The sequence below is a fragment of the Sphingobium sp. PAMC28499 genome (assembly GCF_004795815.1).
GTDB lineage: Bacteria > Pseudomonadota > Alphaproteobacteria > Sphingomonadales > Sphingomonadaceae > Sphingobium > Sphingobium yanoikuyae.
In genome coordinates, this window is the sequence record NZ_CP039248.1 from 2,902,994 (window position 1) to 2,918,315 (window position 15,322).

Below are 15,322 nucleotides of genomic sequence, written 5' to 3' on the forward strand. Positions count from 1 at the left end.
GCCTTCGGGAGGGAAGCCCGTGCGTCAGCCATTGTTCCTGCTGTTTCCGGCCCTGTGCGCGGCTGTGGTGCCGGCATCGGCCTTCGCGCAAATGTCGGGCACGCCGGCCTGCGCTGCCCCGGCCGATCCGCCGGCGGAGATGGCATCGTGGCGTGCGCCGCAGCCGATGAAGGCGGCGGCGGATGCCAAGGGAGCCGGCAAGGTCAAGCTAAAAGCCGGGCAGGCCGCGGCGCTGACCCTGCTGCCGACGCCCAGGATCAGCTATCCGCTTCGCCCGGCCAAGCCGGGCGGCAGTGTCAGCTTCGGTGGCATCGTCCATTTCACCGTCGATCAGCCCGGCACCTGGCGAGTGGCGCTGAGCAGTGGCGCCTGGGTCGATGTGGTGAAGGACGGCACCGCAGCGACCTCGACCGCGCATGGCCATGGCCCTGATTGCACCGGCATCCGCAAGATGATCGATTACAGCCTGGAACCAGGCGACTATATCCTGCAACTCGCGGCCAATGGCGATCCGCAGATGACGGTGCTGGTGACCCGCCTGCCGTGAAGCCGGCGCGCTGGTTGCTATTGCTCGCGACGCTGCTGCTGATCGGTGCGGGGCGGCCGTGGTATTGGGACTTGCCCCTGGGCGAAGCACCGCCCCCGGTCCCGGTCGGCAACGCAATGAGCACGGCGAAGGTCGAGCTTGGCCGCCGCCTTTTCTATGACGCCGACCTGTCGGCCAATGGCACGTTGAGCTGTGCCGGATGCCATGAGCAGCATCGCGGCTTTGCCGACGGCAATCGCACGCGGCCCGGCGTCCATGGCGATCCGGGGCTGCGCAATGTGCCGGGCCTGGCCAATGTCGCCTGGTTGCCGCGCCTCACCATGGCCGATCCGGCAATCACCAGCCTGGAGGCGCAGGTCGCCGTGCCGCTGCTGGGCGAGCATCCCGTCGAAATGGGGATGAGGGGGCTGGAGGCGGAACTCCCGCGTCGGCTGGGCGCCGATGCCTGCTATCGCCGGATGTTCGCGCGCGCTTTCCCGGACCGTCGCGGCCGGATCGACATCGTGACGGTGTCGGCGGCGCTTGCAGCGTTCGAACGCACGCTGATTTCGCGCGACAGCCCTTATGATCGCGATCGACGGGGGCAGGCCGATGCCCTGTCGATGCCGGCCCGGCAGGGCGCACATCTGTTCGCGGACAAGGGCTGCGCGTCATGCCATGCGGGGCAGGATTTCAGCGACGGCGCCTATCATCGGCTGGAACCGGCGACGGCCGCCGATCCGGGGCTGGCGGAAAAGACGGGGCTGACCAGTGATGCCGGGCGTTTTCGCACGCCCCCGCTCCGCAATGTCGCGGTGACCGGCCCCTGGTGGCATGATGGGTCCGCGCAAACGCTGGATGCGGCGATCCTGCGCCATGGCCGGAAATTGACCGACGCCGAACGGATAGCCATCAGGGCTTTTCTCGACAGCCTGACCGATCCGACTTTCCTCGCCGATCCACGCTTCGCCATGCCGGACGAAGCCTGCGGCAAGAAATTATGAAAGAGGGGCGGGCAGGGGGATCGGCCGCAGCAGGGCGTCAAGCTTGCCCTGCGCTTGCCCTCCGGTCGCGGTGAGCGCGGCCTGTTCCAGCGCGCGATAGGCGGCCAGCACGGCCTGCCCTGCCTCCGTCACCCGCGCGCCACGATCACGGCCGCCGCCAGCGACCGTCTCGACCAGCCGGCCGTTCCAGCAGCGGTTCATCGTGTCGACCAGCAGCCAGCTGCGCCGATAGCTCATGCCCAGCGCCCGCCCGGCCGCCGATATCGAGCCGTGCAGCGCGATCGCATCGAGCAGATCGGCCTTGCCCGGTCCCATGGCGATCTCATCCCCGCAAAGGATCTGGATCTTGAGCTTGAGCGTTCCGGTCTGCATGGCCCTGCCTGATTGCGTGCGATTTGTTCCTCTTAGCCCGTTGTCGCAGGTTCAGCGAGGGGGTGGCATGGCCCGCATTTGCTGCCGCCTTGGAATTGCCGAATTCCTGTGGGACAGCCGCAATGGTCGCCGAAAAACATAGATAGCCGGATAGAGAGACATGCCCCAGCCTTCCGCCCCGATCCAGATCGCGTGCCTGCGCCAGCCGATCGGCCTGTTGATCGGGACGGCATTGGGGGCGGCATTGCTGACGCCGGGCCTTGCGGTCGAGCCTGCGCCGTTCGAGCTGACCGGGCCGGACCTCAAGGTCAGCGTGACCCGCGGCACGGCCAGCTTGCCGATCAGCCAGGTGCCGAGCCTGCGGGCGGGCGACAAGCTGCTGATCGAGCCGAACCTGCCCAAGGAACAGGGCGCCAATTTCGTGCTGATGTCGGCCTTCCTGCGGGGCGCGACCAACCCGCCGCCCAAGGACTGGATCGACAGCGCGGAGACATGGAAAAAGAAGGACAAGGATCGCCGCCTCACGCTGACCGTGCCGGACGGCGCACGACAGATGGTGCTGTTCCTGGTGCCCGAGACCGGCGGTGGCGAGGGTACGGTCAGTGACGCGGTGCGCGGCAAGCCGGGTGAGTTCGTCCGGGCAACGCAGGAACTCAATCAGGCGTCGCTTGATCGCTCGCGGCTGGATGCCTTCATGACGGCGATCCGGACACAGGAAAACAGCCATCCCGAATTCCTGCGCAGCGTCGCCCCGGCGCTGGCCCGCAGCCTGTCGATGAAGCTCAACGAGGATTGCCTGTCCAAGGTGATCGAGCTTCAGGCGGCCTGCCTGCTGGAGAATAAGGACCAGCTGGTCCTTGCCGATGTTCACAGCAGTTCGATTGCCGAGACGCTGAGTGGCACGCCGACCGACCTTGCCCTGCAACTCGCCTCCACGCGTGAGGCGGGCTATGGCTATTACAGCCCCTATATCGGCGTAGTGCGCGATCTGGCCCGGATGTTCGGGGCCTTCAGCAGCCCCAGCTTCGAATATCTGCCGACCGTCAGCCTGCGCCGCGACGACAATATCGGGCTGATGCTGAACAAGGCGCCGTCCTTCGCCAAGCCCAAGTCGGTGATGGTGGTCGGCATGCCCTCGATCGAGGCGGACAGCCCGCCGCGCCTACGCAGCGGGGCACAGGCGCCGATCTGCGCGGCATTGCCCGGCACGGTGCTGCCGGTCGAGGGAGCGCCGCTCATCTATTCGACCAGCTATGCGCGCGGCATGACGGTGCAGTTGAAGGCGGCGTCGGGCCAGACGATCGAATATCCGCTGGAAGCGCGGGCCGACCGCGGCGGCTATGTGATCCGCGCCGATGGTCCCTGGTCGGCTGACTTCAGGGGATCGATCGAGGCTCATGTCTATGGTCAATGGGGGTTCGACCGGTTCGAAGGCCCCGATTACATCCTGCAGCGGCCCGATGATGCGGCCTGGCAGGTGAAGGGGGAGGCGCCGACGCTGGTCGTGGGCCGCGACAACGGCCTGACGCTGACGGGCGGCGCACCTTCTTGCGTCGAAAGTGTCACCCTGCGCCAGGGCAATGCAGCGCCCCAGGCGATCGGCTGGAAGGTGCAGGGCCGCGGTGCGCTGGACCTGACCCTGCCGCTTGCCGATCGGCGCGCCGGACCTGTCACCGTCGATGTCAAATATCAGGGCGTCGCCAAGCCTTTCTCCGTGGCGCTGCGCGCCTACGCTCAGGCGAGCAAGCTGGACGGCCTGACCGTGCATCAGGGTGACAATTGGGGAGAAATGACGGGGCAACGCCTCGATCAGGTGGCGAGCGTCGACCTGGGCGGGCGTAGCTGGAAACCCGATGGCCTGACGCGCGACGGTTCGGTCGATCGGCTGCGTCTGACGGCCGCGGGCGATGGGACTGTGCCGGCCGAAGGCGCCAGCGCCCGCGTGCAACTGGAGGATGGGCGGACCGTATCCGTTCCGGTCACGATTGCCCCCGCGCGTCCCCGTGTGACCCTGCTCAACAAGAGCGTCACGCCGGCCGCGGCAACGGGTCTGCCGGTGACGCTGGGCGGATCGGATGTGCTGCCCAATAACGGCCGCCTGGTCTTTTCCGTGCAGGCGCAGGACGGCACCAAATTGGCCATGGCCGATGCGATCGAGGTAGCGACGCAGGATGGCGGCGCCAGCGTCCGGCTGACGGCCGGTTCCGGCCTGCAACTGCAAAGTCCGCAGGTGATGGTGGCGACCCTGGATCCCGCGGCGCTCGGCCCCGCCTTTGGTCCGCTGCAATTCCGCATCGTGCGGGGCCGCGAACAGGGGGATTGGCAGCCGCTGATGCCGCTCGCCCGCCTGCCGCGGATCGAGGCGGTGGATTGCGCGGGCAAGGAGAAGGATCAGGGCTGCACCATCAAGGGACGCGACCTGTTCCTGGTCGATGCCGTCGCCGGCGATCCCGCCTTCGATCAGCCGGCGCCGGTGGCGCAGGGCTTCACTGGATCGACCCTGACGGTCCCGGCGCCGACGGATGGCAAGCTTTATGTCCGCCTGCGCGACGCGCAGGGTGCGATGCTGGTGGTGCAGGCGCCATCACCCGCCGCCTGATCGCCTTCCCGATCAAGGCTGGCCGCGCTAGGCTGGCCGAATAGAATGATTTCGAGGCCCGAATGACCGTCATTGCCGCCTATCTCTATCGCAACGGCCAGCGCGTGCGCGAAGTGTCGATCACCGAACGGATCGACTGCGCCGAAGACAAGTCGGAGTTCGTCTGGATCGGCGTTGCCAGCCCGACCGCCGAGGAGATGCGGACGCTGCAGCAAAATTACAATCTCCATCCGCTGGCGGTGGAGGACGCGATCAAGGCGGATCAACTGCCCAAGGTCGACATTTATGGCGAGCAACTGTTCGTGGTGGCGCGGACTGCCCATGTCGAGGAGCGGGCGATCGCCTATGGCGAGACGGCCATCTTCGTCGGCCACAGCCATATCATCAGTGTCCGCCACGGTTCGGCACGCGGGCATATCGAGCTGCGCCATGCGCTGGAGGCGGTGCCGGATCGGCTGGCCCATGGCGTCGATTATGTGCTGCACGCCATCCTCGACTTCATTGTCGATGGCTATCTGCCGATCGTCGAGGGGATCGAGGAGGAAGTGCTGACGATGGAGCAGCATACGGTCGACAATTTCCTCGGCCGTGACGAGATCACCCGTATCTTCAACCTGCGGCGCCAGTTGATCCGTTTCCAGCGCATATTGGGGCCGATGCAGGAGGTCGCGACCAAGTTCGTCAAGATCGACCTGCCCTGCATCGATCCGGAAACCCGGCCCTATTTCAGCGATGTGCGCGACCATGTGCGGCGGGTACAGACGATGGTCGACGATCTGCGCGAGGTGCTGAATTCCGTCTTCGAGTTCAGCAATCTGCTGGAGCAGCAGCGCACCGGCACGATCACCCGTCAGCTTGCCGCCTGGGCCGCGATCCTGGCGGTGCCGACTGCAATCGCCGGCATTTACGGCATGAATTTCGAGCATATGCCGGAGCTCAAGACCCGCTACGGCTATTTCGTCGTGCTGGCCGTGATCCTGCTGATCTGTTCGATCCTCTATCGGCGTTTCCGCAAGCTCAACTGGCTCTGAGCGCATCGCCCCGCCGAAATGGGGCGGCGGTCGCTTGACCTATTCGGACAGGCGGTGCCAGCCTGTCCGAATGGGAGGTCCGGCGATGGATAAGCAGCGCGACGCGTTCGAGGCGATCAATGCGCATATGCTGCGGTTCCTGCCGGAACTGGTGGCGGAACTGGGCGGCGATGCGCCGGACAGCAGCGATGCGTCGCCCAGCTATCGCCAGACCATAGCGCTGATCGAGGAGGCTGCGCATCGGCTCGCCTGCCCGGATTTCGGCATGCGCCTTGCCCTGCGGCAGCGCGGCGTCGACCTGTTCGGGCCGCTCGGCGACGCGATGCGCAACGCGCCGACCTTTGGCGCGGCGATCGATTATGTGTGCAGCCATAATTATGCGCACAGCCTGGCGGCGTCGGTCTGGCTCCGCCGCTTTCCCTCAGTCCGCCATGTTTTCGTCGGGCATGACATATTGCTCGACGGCGTGCCCAACCGGGCGCAGGCGATGGAGCATATTCTGCTGGTCGGCCATCTTTTCGCGATGGAACTGACCGGTGGGCGGGCACGGGCGCGGCGGGTGCATTTCCGCCACCAGCCGATCTCGCCGGCGCGCATCTATCGACGCTATTTCGGATGCCCGGTGCATTTCGGCCAGAATGAGGACGGGATCAGCTTTTCCGAGCGCGACATGGCAAGCCCGGTGATCGACCGGGACGCCACGGTCTTTGCCGCCGTCACCGCCTATATCGAACGGGAATTTCCCCATCGCCATCCGCCGCTGCATGCGCAGGTGCGCGGCATCGTCATGCAATGGCTGTGGACCGCCCATTGCTCGAATGACCGGGTCGCGGCCGAACTGGGGCTGCACCCACGCACGCTGCATCGGCGTCTGGCGACGGAGGGCACGAGCTTCCAGAAGATCAAGGATGAGGTGCGGCGCGACATATTGCGCTACTATCTGGAGCAGACCGATATCGACTTCGCCCATGTGTCGGAGAAGCTGGGTTTTTCCGAACAGTCAGTGATGACGCGCAGTTGCAACCACTGGTTCGGCGCGTCGCCGACGCGGTTGCGGGCGCGGTTGCACGCGCCCGCCTGACCCTTCAGCCCGCAATCGAGGTGCGGTGCATCATTCGCCCGGAATCGCGGGCATAGGGCACCACCCGGTGCAGCGCGCCGGTGTTGCTCCAGATCACGAAGTCGCCCGCCTGCCACTGATGCTGATAGACGAAATCGGGCTGGGTCGCCCATTCGTTGAGCCGAGCGATATAGGCGCGGCCATAGGCCAGCTCCATGCCGACGATCCGGTCGGCGGTCGACCCAACGATCAGGCTCTTGCGGCCATTCTTGTGGGTCTGGACCAGCGGTCGTTCCTTCTCGACGCCGATCGCCAGCTTGCCCTTTTCCGCCTCGGGAATGGCGTCGGCGATCGAGCGCAGACTGGCGGCGACACTATGGATGATGCGCAGATCCTCGATCTCGGCACGCTGCGCTTCGGGCATCTGCTCATAGGCGGCGAAGGTGTTGGCGAATTCTGTCTGGCCGCCCTTGGGCGCCAGGCGCCGGGCCGACAGCAGCGTCGCGAGCGGCGGCGGCATTTCCATCGGCATGCCGTCCATGTGCCAGAAGAAGGTGCCCAGCACATATTCCGGCGCGCGGTTGATCTTGCGATCGAGCGTCACCTGATAGACGTCCTCATCCTTGTTGGTCGTCGCCTCGCTGGTGAGGTTGAGCCGCCCGCCGAGCAGGTCGGTGAAGGCCAGTTGTTCCTCATTGGTGAAATGGACCTGCGGCATGACCAGCACGGTCCGCTCCTCCAGCATGTCGCGGCACTGGGCGACCACCTCGGGATCGAACAGGGCCTCCCGATCAGCTTCGACCAGCGCGCCGATCAGCGGCTTGACCGGGCGGAAGGTGACGCGGCTCTTGTGAATGACGTTCATGATCCTGCTCCTTCGATCTCAACCCTGTTCGGCGGCCATGCCGGAAAAACCGATGCAATAGCCGCCATCGACCGGCAGCAAGGTGCCGGTGATGTAGGACGCCTCGTCACTGGCGAGGAATAGCGCGGCATTGGCGATTTCGCTGGCCAGACCCCACCGATCCATCGGGATGCCGGGCACGCGGAAGATGCCGGGCGGCGGTTCGGGATGATCCTTGGCCATCGGCACCAGCCCGGTCCAGATCGATCCGGGCAGTACGGCGTTCACGCGGATATTGTGCGCGGCATAATCGAGCGCAGCGCATTTGGTCATCTGGCTGACCCCGCCCTTGGCGGCGGCATAGATGCCATGCCCCTTCCATCCGACCATGCCGGTGGCCGATCCGATATTGACGATCACGCCGCCGCCGCTTTCCAGCATGGCGATCACGCCATATTTCATGCCCAGGAACACGCCCTTCAGATTGACGGCATGGACCCGGTCCCAATTGTCGCTGCTCTGTTCGTGCAACGGCATGATGCCGCCGCCGAACCCGGCATTGTTGACGAGGATGTCGACGCGGCCAAAGGCGTCGCAGGCGGTGGCGATCATCGCCTGCACATCCGCTTCCTCGGCCACGTCGACATGCAGGCCGATCGCGCCACTGCCGATGGCGGCGGCGACGTCATCCTGCGCGCCGCTGATGTCGGCGCACAGAACCAGCGCGCCTTCCTGCGCGAAGCGTTCGGCCATCGCCTTGCCCATGCCCGATCCCGCGCCGGTAATGACCGCGCTCTTGCCCGCCAGCCTCATGGCATCGGCTCCGTGTCGATGGTCGGCTGGATCAGGATGCGGCTGACATTGGCTCGGCGCGGGAGGCTGACGGCCAGCAATATGCCCGCGACGATATCGTCCGGCGCCATCGCCCCGTCCTTGTGGGTGTGCTGCTGGATCATGTCGCGCCATTGCGGGTCGGAAATGGAGCTGGCGATCTCGGTCGCGGTGGCGCCCGGTTCGATGATCGACACGCGGATGCCGGCCTGGCCACCTTCCTGCCGCAGGCTTTCGGTAAAGCCGGTGAGGCCGAACTTGCTCGTCGAATAGGCGGCGAAGCGCCAGCCCGAGCGGCGCCCGGCGGTCGAGGAGATATTGACGATGTCGCCGCTCCCCTGAGCTTTCATCACAGGGAAGGCGGCGCGGCAGGCATGGATGGTGCCCATCAGGTTGATGTCGATCACGCGTTGCCACTGGGCGCTGGTCAGGCTTTCGATCCCGCCCGCTTCGTTGACGCCGGCAGAGTTGACGAGGATGTCGAGCCGGCCGAACCGCGCCACCGTGTCGGCGACGGCGGCCGCTGCATCCGCCTCGACCGAGACGTCGCCGGGCAGGGCGAGCGCGGTGCCGCCTGCCGCTTCGATCCGGGCGACCAGCGCATCGAGCCGATCGCGGCGCCGTCCGTTGACAGCGATGTTGACACCCTCAAGCGCCAGCGCGAGCGCTGCCGCCTCGCCAATGCCGGAGGATGCGCCGGTGATCAGCGCGACCTTGTTTTCCAGTGCTGCCATGACCTCTCCTTGCCCCGCTGGCCTGTGCTGGACCGCGATGCTGAACAGTTCATTAGCAGGGGTGGATGGGGTGGTGCGATGGCAGGATCGGTAATAGCGCCGGGGCGATCATTTGGCTTCGAGCTGGTCCAGCATCGCTTCGATCATCGTCAAGGCCTGGTCATGGCCCTCGGTCAGGCCAAGCGCGGTCTCGCTGACCAGCATGCGGGCAAGCGAGGCGGCGATCATCACCAGGCCGCCGGCCTGATCCGCCTGATCGGCCGATAGCAATGCTGCAACTGCCTCTGCCTGATGCGCGCGGAACGCCTGGGCGGCGGTGACGATCTCCGCCCGCACCGCCTCGCGATGATGGGCGATGGCGCTGAGTTCTGCGGCGAGGGCGGCGGTCGAGGGATCGCGCATCATCTCCCACATGGCGCGCAGCGGGGTGGGCGCGGCGAGCGCCTCGGCGAAGCGGGCCATGCGGCGCTCGTTGATCCGCTGCACCACGGCGCGGAGCAGATCGTCCATGGTGCGGAAATAATAATAGAGAAGCTGGGTCTTCAGGCCCGCCTGCTGCGCCACCTGCCGCGCGGAAATGCCATGTTCGCCGACCTCTGTCAGGATCGCTTCGGCCGCGTCGATGAAGCGGGCGCGGTTCTGCGATCCTTCGGCGCCTAGTCTGCGAGCGGTAGCCATATCGTCCTTTCCGTCCTTCTCCGTTTCCGCTTCTGGGGAATTTTGCGGGGCGCGGCAATGGCCGGGCGCCTGTCCATTTTGGTCAAGTCGCTGCGCCGGGGCGTCGTTAGCCTTGGCGTCAAACAAGGCATTTGCGGAGAGACGATCCATGACCAGCCCGACGCTCGATTGTTCGGATATCGACAATTATCTGGGCAAGCCGATCCAGCCCGCGCGGATGGTCGAGCCGATCAACAATGGCGATATCCGCCGCTGGGTGCAGGCGATGCATTATCCCAACCGGCTCCATTATGATGCGGGTTATGCCGCGCAGAGCCGCTGGGGCGGCATGGTCGCGCCGCAGAGCTTTGCCGTGACGATGGACTGCGCCCATGGCTCCGCGCCGTCCTGTATCGGCCGGGTGCCCAATTCGCACATGCTGTTCGGCGGCGACGAATGGTGGTTCTACGGGCCGCGCATGGTGGCGGGCGACCGCATCCTCAATGAACGCATCCCGTTCGACTATACGGTCAAGGATACCAAGTTCGCTGGCCCGACCTGTTTCCAGCGGGGCGACAATTTCTATTATAACCAGCAGGGCGACCTGATCGCCAAGCAGCGCTCCACCTCGATCCGCTACAGCCAGGAAGCGGGCAAGGATAATGTTCCCACCGAAGGCTTTGACGATCCGGTCTGGACCGATGAGCAACTGGAGGAACTGGAAGCGCGCAAGATGCAGTGGATCCAGATGCTGCACGACCTTGGTCATGACCGGCGCTGGTGGGATGATGCGACGGTCGGCGCGGCGCTGCCCGAGCGGGTGGTTGGCCCGCATTCGATCGTCTCCTTCGCCACCGAATGGCGGTCCTACATCTTCACCCAATGGGGCGGCACCCACCGGCGCACCGACCTCGACATGGAGGCGCTGGGCTTCGTCAAGGAAATGGCGGGCCATGAGAATGACCCGGTAATGGAGGCGATCAATCCCGAATTCACCGACGGCGCCTATGTCGGCCCGTCGCGCGGCCATCTCTTCCCGCGCTGGGCCCGCTTCATTGGCATGCCGCGCGGCTATGGCTATGGCGCATCGATGGGGGCGTGGATCACCGATTATTTCGCGGGTTGGGCGGGCGAATGGGGGATGATCCGCCATTCGGCCTGCAATTATCGCAGCCCGGCGCTGACCGGTGACATCACCATCACCACCGGCACCATCCTCGACAAGTTCGTGGACGAGGACGGTCGGCACATGGTGCAGGTCGATTGCCGCATGGCCAACCAGGCCGGCGCCGTGCTGGCCACGGCCAAGGCGGAGATCGAACTGCCCAAACGGCCGGCCTGATCCGTCTGGTCAAGCGCGCCGCGCTGTGGGATAGCGCGGCGATGGATTTAGACGATCAGTTTCGCCATTATTTCGGCACCGACGACCTTGCCAGCCTGACGCCTGCGGGCATGGCGGCGGGGATCGAGCGGATGCAGGTCGCCTTCGGGCTGGAGACCGACCGCCCCCGGCGCTTCGCCCTGTGGACGTTGCTCTACATGCTGGGCGCGGCGCCTGATCTGGATGTCGCCTTCGAGGATGAAGCCGATCGCAATGCCGCGCGCGACGTGATGGACATGCTGGACGAATAGGCCGCAGGGGCGATGGAAAAAGGCATAACCCGCGCCGGCAGGAAGGAACGCGCGTCGGCGCGGGGCGCGATATTGGCCGCGACCGAGAGGCTGATGGTCGAGGAGGGCTATGCCGCTGTCACGACCCGGCGCGTGGCCAAGATCGTCGGCGTGACGCCGGCGCTCGTCCATTATCATTTTGCGACGACCGACGACCTGCTGCTGGAACTGTTCCGCAGCCTGTCGGCCCGGTTCAAGGAAGAATTGGCCAGCCGGCTGGATACGCCCGATCCGCTGCGCGCGCTGTGGCAGCTCAATTCCGATCCGGATGGCAGCGCGATCGTGCTGGAGTTCATGGCGCTGTCCAACCATCGCAAGGCGATCCGGCAGGAAATCGCCGCCTTTGTCGAGGAATTGCGCGATATCCAGACGCGGGCGATCGGCGCGGCCGATGGCGCGGGGCTGTCGCCTGTGGGGCTTTCCGTGCTGGCGGCGGGCATGGCCCGGTCGATCGTGATGGAGCAGAGCCTGGGCGTGACGCTGGGCCATGACGAGGCGCTGGCCATGGTGGAGGCGTTGATGCGCCACGCCACCGGCAAGGATGCCGATGAACGAGGCGCCTGACAGGTTAGCCGGCGCGACTATGCGCGCCGGGCAAGTCCTTATTTCTTCACCGGGATCTTGTTGAGATCGGCTTGCACCTTGGCCAGCGCGGCGTCGGTCAGCGTGTCGGCGGCATATTGCTGCACGCCCTTCAGCGTCATCGATCGCGCCATGTCGATCTGCGGATTGGCGGTGAAGCCCGGCAGATTCTTGTCGAGGACGGCCTTGGTCGCAGGATTGTCGAGCAATGTGCCGATGTCGGTGGTCTCGACGCTATAGGCCGGGGCGGGCGCGGCGGCAGGGGCCTGCGCCATGGCGACGTGCGGCGCGACGGCAGTGAGCAACAGGCTGGCGGCGATCAGGACAGTTTTCATCGGCATCCTCTCAAGGCAACAGGTCTTGTCCCGAAGCCCGGCGGCCGTGAGACGGTCTGTATCATAAGCGGGGCCGATCAGGCAGGGAACCGGGGCGCGATCCAACCGCCCCGGCGATGTTTGGCTCAGTAGCTGCCGCCAATCCAGCTGCGCACGACCGCGCCCTGGGCATTCAATTGCAGCAGGTCGGCGCGCAGGCCCGGCGCGATGCGGCCGGTTTCGGCGGCAAGGCCTAGGAAGGTGGCCGGGGCCGCCGATGCCATGGCGATGGCGCGCTCGATCGGGACGTCCAGCATGGCGACGCTGTTGTGGACGGCGGCGATCATGTCGAGATTGGAGCCGGCCAACGTGCCGGCATCATCGGTGCAGGCGCCGTTGCGGACCAGGATATGGCGGCCCTGAAGCATGAACTCATCCGCATCCGACCCGACCGAAGGCATGGCGTCGGTGACGAGCATCAGCGTGCCTTCCGGCTTGCAGCGCAGCGCGATCTTGAGCGCGGTGGCGCTGACATGATGGCCATCGACGATGATGCCGCAGGTCACGCTGTCCTGTTCCAGCGCGGCGCCGACGATGCCGGGCTTGCGCGATCCCAGCGGCGACATGGCATTGTAGAGATGGGTGACGCCGGACAGGCCGGCTTCGACCGCACCGATCATGTCCTCATAGCCGCCATTGCTGTGTCCCGCCGCGACGATCACGCCGCACTCCACCAGCTGGCGCACCATGTCGGGTGACGTCCGCTCGGGCGCCAGCGTGACCAGGGTGCGGCCGCGTTTGAGCGAAGACAGCACTTCCAGCCCCTCGGCATCGAGCGGGCGGATCTTGTCGCCGTCATGAATGCCCTTGCGCTCGATATTGAGATAAGGCCCTTCGATATGGATGCCGAGCACGCCCGGCACGCCGGCCTCGATCGCGGCGTCGACGGCGGCGACCGCCTGGCGGATGACAGCCAGATCATCGCTGATCAGGGTCGGCAGGAAGCCGGTGGTGCCGAAACGACGATGGGCGGCGCCGATCGCGGCGATGCCTTCGACCGTCGGGGCATCATTGAACAGCACGCCGCCGCCGCCATTGACTTGGGTATCGATGAAGCCAGGCACCAGCCGGTCGCCGCCCAGGTCGCGTCGCGCGACATCGGCCGGGATATCGGCGTCGGGCAGGATCGCGGCAATGCGATCGCCCTCGATCAGCAGCGCCTTGCCGGCATGGAAGTGGCCGTCGATCAGGATCGACCCGTTGACCAGAGCGTGACGCATCAGAGGGTCTCCGTCACCTTGGCAAGGTGCGGGGGCTGGTCCGGGTTGAAGCCGCGCCGGACCGACAGCGCATTGACCGCGCGGTAGAAGGCCTGGACCTGCAGCATCGGCTCGATCGTGGGATGGGCGGCGGGCACCGGCAGGTGGATGGCGCCATCCACCGGCTCGCCGGCGATCAGCACCTGGCCGCCGCGTGCGACGACCTCGCGTACCAGTTCATCGACGCTCTCGGCTGTCTCGTCCGCCTGGCGGAAGACCAGCAGCGGGAAATCGGGGCCGACCAGCGCCATCGGGCCATGCTTGACCTCGGCCGCGCTGAACGCTTCGGCGTGGAGACCACTGGTTTCCTTGAATTTGAGCGCAGCTTCCTGCGCGATGCCGAAGCCGATGCCGCGTCCGATGACGTAGAGGCCGCGCGCGGTGGCGAGTTGTTCGACCAGTGGTGTCCAGTCGCAGGCCCAGGCCTGGGCGAGCAGGGCAGGGCCGGCGTCCAGCGCTGCCAGCAATTCCGCATCCTCGCTCCAATGGGCGGCAAGGTTCAGCAGGCTGGCGATCGAGGCGATATAGGATTTGGTGGCGGCGACGCTGCGTTCCGGGCCGGCGTGGAGCGGCAGCAGCGTATCGACCTGGCCGGCAAGCGGTGAGTCGGCGACATTGACCATCGCGACGGTCCTGGCGCCCGCGCTTTTGGCGGCATCGACCGTGGCCAGGATGTCGGGGCTCTTGCCCGACTGCGAGATGGCGATGGCCAGCATGTCGGCGAGCGCCGGGGCCGTGCCATAGACCGAGGCGATCGAGGGTGCGGCCGAGGTGGTCAGCAGGCCCAGGCGGGTTTCGAACAGATATTTGGCGAAGGTCGCCGCATGATCGGAACTGCCGCGGGCGCAGGTGACGATGCCGCGCGGCGGATTTGCGCGCAGGCTGGCGGCCAGCGCCTTGACCGTTTCGGCGTTGGCGGCGAGCTGGCGGGCAATGACGGCGCCGGCTTCTGCAGCCTCGGCGAACATCAGGGTATCTTGCGGATTGAGCATCGTGTCAGGCATCTTTTCGGTCAGGCGCGCATGTCAAGTTCGGCAACAAAGTCATAGGCATCGCCCCTGTACCAGCTTTGCGTCGCTTCGATGACGCGGCCATCGTCCAGGAAACCGCGCCGTTCGATATAGAGGCCGGGCGCCCCGGCCTCGATCCCCAGCAGCTTGGCCTGTTCGGCGTTGAACAGGACGGCGCGCAGGCGCTGGAGGGCGCGGACCGGCCGGTTGCCGGCGGCTTCCAGGGCGGCATAGAGCGAGGCGCCGACGACATCGACACCATCGAGGCCGAAGCCGGGAATGGTCGAATATTCGAGCGCCATCGCGACATCGTCGGCATAGCGAATGCGGTTGAAACGGTAGACGGCCGCGCCGGGGCTGAGGCCCAGCGTCAGCGCGTCGTCGGGCGTGACGGCGCCGATGCTGCGGCCCAGCCACTCGCTGCGCACCGTGCGGCCGCGTGCCGCCATATCCTCGGAAAAGGAGGAGAGCTTGGCGAACTGCTTCTCGACCCGGTTGGCGACGAAGGTGCCGGCGCCCTGCTTGCGCACCAGCAGTCCTTCCTCGACCAGGGAATCCAGCGCCTTGCGCAGGGTGATGCGGGACACCGAGAGTTCCGATGCCAGGTCGCGTTCGGGCGGCAGCGCCTCATTGGGTTTCAGTCGCTGGGTGCGCAGCGCTTCGCGCAGCGCGTCTTCGAGCCGGCGATAGAGCGGGCCACCGCCCAGCGCGTCGAGCGGTCCAATCTGTTCGGCAAGCAGCGGCATCTCGTCTCCACCAGCATCTGTG

At 66.1% G+C, this 15,322-nt stretch carries 17 protein-coding genes; 8 read left to right on the forward strand and 9 right to left on the reverse strand.

Annotated features, from left to right (window positions below):
- Window positions 1–19 precede the first annotated feature (19 nt).
- Window positions 20–547: a hypothetical protein gene (locus E5554_RS14045; protein WP_136187157.1), complete on the forward strand. Its 528-nt coding sequence runs from the start codon at window positions 20–22 to the stop codon at window positions 545–547.
- Entirely contained in the window at window positions 544–1,530 is a 987-nt protein-coding gene (locus tag E5554_RS14050; protein WP_136187158.1) for a cytochrome c peroxidase, read from the forward strand. The genes E5554_RS14045 and E5554_RS14050 overlap by 4 nt, the downstream gene beginning before the upstream one ends.
- Here the strand turns inward: E5554_RS14050 and E5554_RS14055 are convergent.
- Window positions 1,525–1,902: a LysR family transcriptional regulator gene (locus E5554_RS14055; RefSeq protein WP_037506983.1), complete on the reverse strand. Its 378-nt coding sequence runs from the start codon at window positions 1,900–1,902 to the stop codon at window positions 1,525–1,527. The two genes, E5554_RS14050 and E5554_RS14055, sit on opposite strands and share 6 nt — an antisense overlap.
- Window positions 1,903–2,062: 160 nt before the next feature.
- Between E5554_RS14055 and E5554_RS14060 the strand changes: the two genes are divergently transcribed.
- The 3 genes from E5554_RS14060 (at window position 2,063) to E5554_RS14070 (ending at window position 6,613) form a co-directional block, all read left to right on the forward strand.
- A complete protein-coding gene (locus tag E5554_RS14060) occupies window positions 2,063–4,501 on the forward strand; it encodes a hypothetical protein (RefSeq protein WP_136187159.1) in 2,439 nt (812 codons plus the stop codon).
- Between the two features lie 62 nt (window positions 4,502–4,563).
- Window positions 4,564–5,532: a magnesium and cobalt transport protein CorA gene (locus tag E5554_RS14065; protein WP_099232697.1), complete on the forward strand. Its 969-nt coding sequence runs from the start codon at window positions 4,564–4,566 to the stop codon at window positions 5,530–5,532.
- Between the two features lie 85 nt (window positions 5,533–5,617).
- A complete protein-coding gene (locus E5554_RS14070) occupies window positions 5,618–6,613 on the forward strand; it encodes an AraC family transcriptional regulator (protein ID WP_136187160.1) in 996 nt (331 codons plus the stop codon).
- A gap of 4 nt (window positions 6,614–6,617) precedes the next feature.
- Here the strand turns inward: E5554_RS14070 and E5554_RS14075 are convergent, their stop codons facing one another.
- From E5554_RS14075 to E5554_RS14090, 4 genes are all read right to left on the reverse strand, one after another.
- Window positions 6,618–7,457, reverse strand: a complete 840-nt coding sequence (locus tag E5554_RS14075) for a TauD/TfdA family dioxygenase (protein WP_136187161.1) — start codon at window positions 7,455–7,457, stop codon at window positions 6,618–6,620.
- Between the two features lie 18 nt (window positions 7,458–7,475).
- Entirely contained in the window at window positions 7,476–8,249 is a 774-nt protein-coding gene (locus tag E5554_RS14080) for an SDR family oxidoreductase (RefSeq protein ID WP_136187162.1), read from the reverse strand.
- A complete protein-coding gene (locus E5554_RS14085) occupies window positions 8,246–9,001 on the reverse strand; it encodes an SDR family NAD(P)-dependent oxidoreductase (RefSeq protein WP_136187163.1) in 756 nt (251 codons plus the stop codon). The genes E5554_RS14080 and E5554_RS14085 overlap by 4 nt, the downstream gene beginning before the upstream one ends.
- A gap of 108 nt (window positions 9,002–9,109) precedes the next feature.
- Complete coding sequence (locus E5554_RS14090; protein WP_136187164.1) at window positions 9,110–9,679, reverse strand: TetR/AcrR family transcriptional regulator; 570 nt, start codon at window positions 9,677–9,679, stop codon at window positions 9,110–9,112.
- A gap of 148 nt (window positions 9,680–9,827) precedes the next feature.
- On the opposite strand from E5554_RS14090, the gene E5554_RS14095 reads away from it, so the two are divergent.
- The 3 genes from E5554_RS14095 to E5554_RS14105 are packed head-to-tail and all read left to right on the forward strand — an operon-like array spanning window position 9,828 to window position 11,893.
- Entirely contained in the window at window positions 9,828–11,000 is a 1,173-nt protein-coding gene (locus E5554_RS14095) for a MaoC family dehydratase N-terminal domain-containing protein (RefSeq protein WP_136187165.1), read from the forward strand.
- 41 nt (window positions 11,001–11,041) lie between these two features.
- On the forward strand, window positions 11,042–11,290 hold the full coding sequence (locus E5554_RS14100; RefSeq protein WP_136187166.1) for a hypothetical protein: 249 nt from the start codon (window positions 11,042–11,044) through the stop codon (window positions 11,288–11,290).
- A gap of 12 nt (window positions 11,291–11,302) precedes the next feature.
- Window positions 11,303–11,893 carry a TetR/AcrR family transcriptional regulator gene (locus E5554_RS14105; RefSeq protein ID WP_136187167.1) on the forward strand — a complete coding sequence of 197 codons (591 nt, stop codon included), beginning with the start codon at window positions 11,303–11,305 and terminating at the stop codon, window positions 11,891–11,893.
- A 38-nt stretch (window positions 11,894–11,931) separates the two neighbouring features.
- Here the strand turns inward: E5554_RS14105 and E5554_RS14110 are convergent, their stop codons facing one another.
- The 4 genes from E5554_RS14110 to E5554_RS14125 all read right to left on the reverse strand — a co-directional run bounded on the left by E5554_RS14110 (window position 11,932) and on the right by E5554_RS14125 (window position 15,300).
- A complete protein-coding gene (locus tag E5554_RS14110; RefSeq protein WP_136187168.1) occupies window positions 11,932–12,246 on the reverse strand; it encodes a hypothetical protein in 315 nt (104 codons plus the stop codon).
- 125 nt (window positions 12,247–12,371) lie between these two features.
- Window positions 12,372–13,505: an N-acetylglucosamine-6-phosphate deacetylase gene (gene nagA, locus E5554_RS14115; protein WP_136187169.1), complete on the reverse strand. Its 1,134-nt coding sequence runs from the start codon at window positions 13,503–13,505 to the stop codon at window positions 12,372–12,374.
- On the reverse strand, window positions 13,505–14,548 hold the full coding sequence (locus E5554_RS14120; protein ID WP_210729752.1) for an SIS domain-containing protein: 1,044 nt from the start codon (window positions 14,546–14,548) through the stop codon (window positions 13,505–13,507). Before E5554_RS14120 ends, nagA begins: the two co-directional genes overlap by 1 nt.
- Window positions 14,549–14,556: 8 nt before the next feature.
- Window positions 14,557–15,300 carry a GntR family transcriptional regulator gene (locus E5554_RS14125; protein WP_048936547.1) on the reverse strand — a complete coding sequence of 248 codons (744 nt, stop codon included), beginning with the start codon at window positions 15,298–15,300 and terminating at the stop codon, window positions 14,557–14,559.
- Between the last annotated feature and the right edge of the window lie 22 nt (window positions 15,301–15,322).

What these genes read in the sequence shown, in the direction of transcription:
- nagA (WP_136187169.1), bottom strand. Translation starts at nt 13,505, where the DNA reads ATGCGTCACGCTCTGGTCAACGGGTCGATCCTGATCGACGGCCACTTC.
- E5554_RS14070 (WP_136187160.1), top strand. Translation starts at nt 5,618, where the DNA reads ATGGATAAGCAGCGCGACGCGTTCGAGGCGATCAATGCGCATATGCTG.
- E5554_RS14085 (WP_136187163.1), bottom strand. Translation starts at nt 9,001, where the DNA reads ATGGCAGCACTGGAAAACAAGGTCGCGCTGATCACCGGCGCATCCTCC.
- E5554_RS14125 (WP_048936547.1), bottom strand. Translation starts at nt 15,300, where the DNA reads ATGCCGCTGCTTGCCGAACAGATTGGACCGCTCGACGCGCTGGGCGGT.
- E5554_RS14060 (WP_136187159.1), top strand. Translation starts at nt 2,063, where the DNA reads ATGCCCCAGCCTTCCGCCCCGATCCAGATCGCGTGCCTGCGCCAGCCG.
- E5554_RS14090 (WP_136187164.1), bottom strand. Translation starts at nt 9,679, where the DNA reads ATGGCTACCGCTCGCAGACTAGGCGCCGAAGGATCGCAGAACCGCGCC.
- E5554_RS14105 (WP_136187167.1), top strand. Translation starts at nt 11,303, where the DNA reads ATGGAAAAAGGCATAACCCGCGCCGGCAGGAAGGAACGCGCGTCGGCG.
- E5554_RS14055 (WP_037506983.1), bottom strand. Translation starts at nt 1,902, where the DNA reads ATGCAGACCGGAACGCTCAAGCTCAAGATCCAGATCCTTTGCGGGGAT.
- E5554_RS14110 (WP_136187168.1), bottom strand. Translation starts at nt 12,246, where the DNA reads ATGAAAACTGTCCTGATCGCCGCCAGCCTGTTGCTCACTGCCGTCGCG.
- E5554_RS14095 (WP_136187165.1), top strand. Translation starts at nt 9,828, where the DNA reads ATGACCAGCCCGACGCTCGATTGTTCGGATATCGACAATTATCTGGGC.
- E5554_RS14100 (WP_136187166.1), top strand. Translation starts at nt 11,042, where the DNA reads ATGGATTTAGACGATCAGTTTCGCCATTATTTCGGCACCGACGACCTT.
- E5554_RS14065 (WP_099232697.1), top strand. Translation starts at nt 4,564, where the DNA reads ATGACCGTCATTGCCGCCTATCTCTATCGCAACGGCCAGCGCGTGCGC.
- E5554_RS14120 (WP_210729752.1), bottom strand. Translation starts at nt 14,548, where the DNA reads ATGCCTGACACGATGCTCAATCCGCAAGATACCCTGATGTTCGCCGAG.
- E5554_RS14075 (WP_136187161.1), bottom strand. Translation starts at nt 7,457, where the DNA reads ATGAACGTCATTCACAAGAGCCGCGTCACCTTCCGCCCGGTCAAGCCG.
- E5554_RS14080 (WP_136187162.1), bottom strand. Translation starts at nt 8,249, where the DNA reads ATGAGGCTGGCGGGCAAGAGCGCGGTCATTACCGGCGCGGGATCGGGC.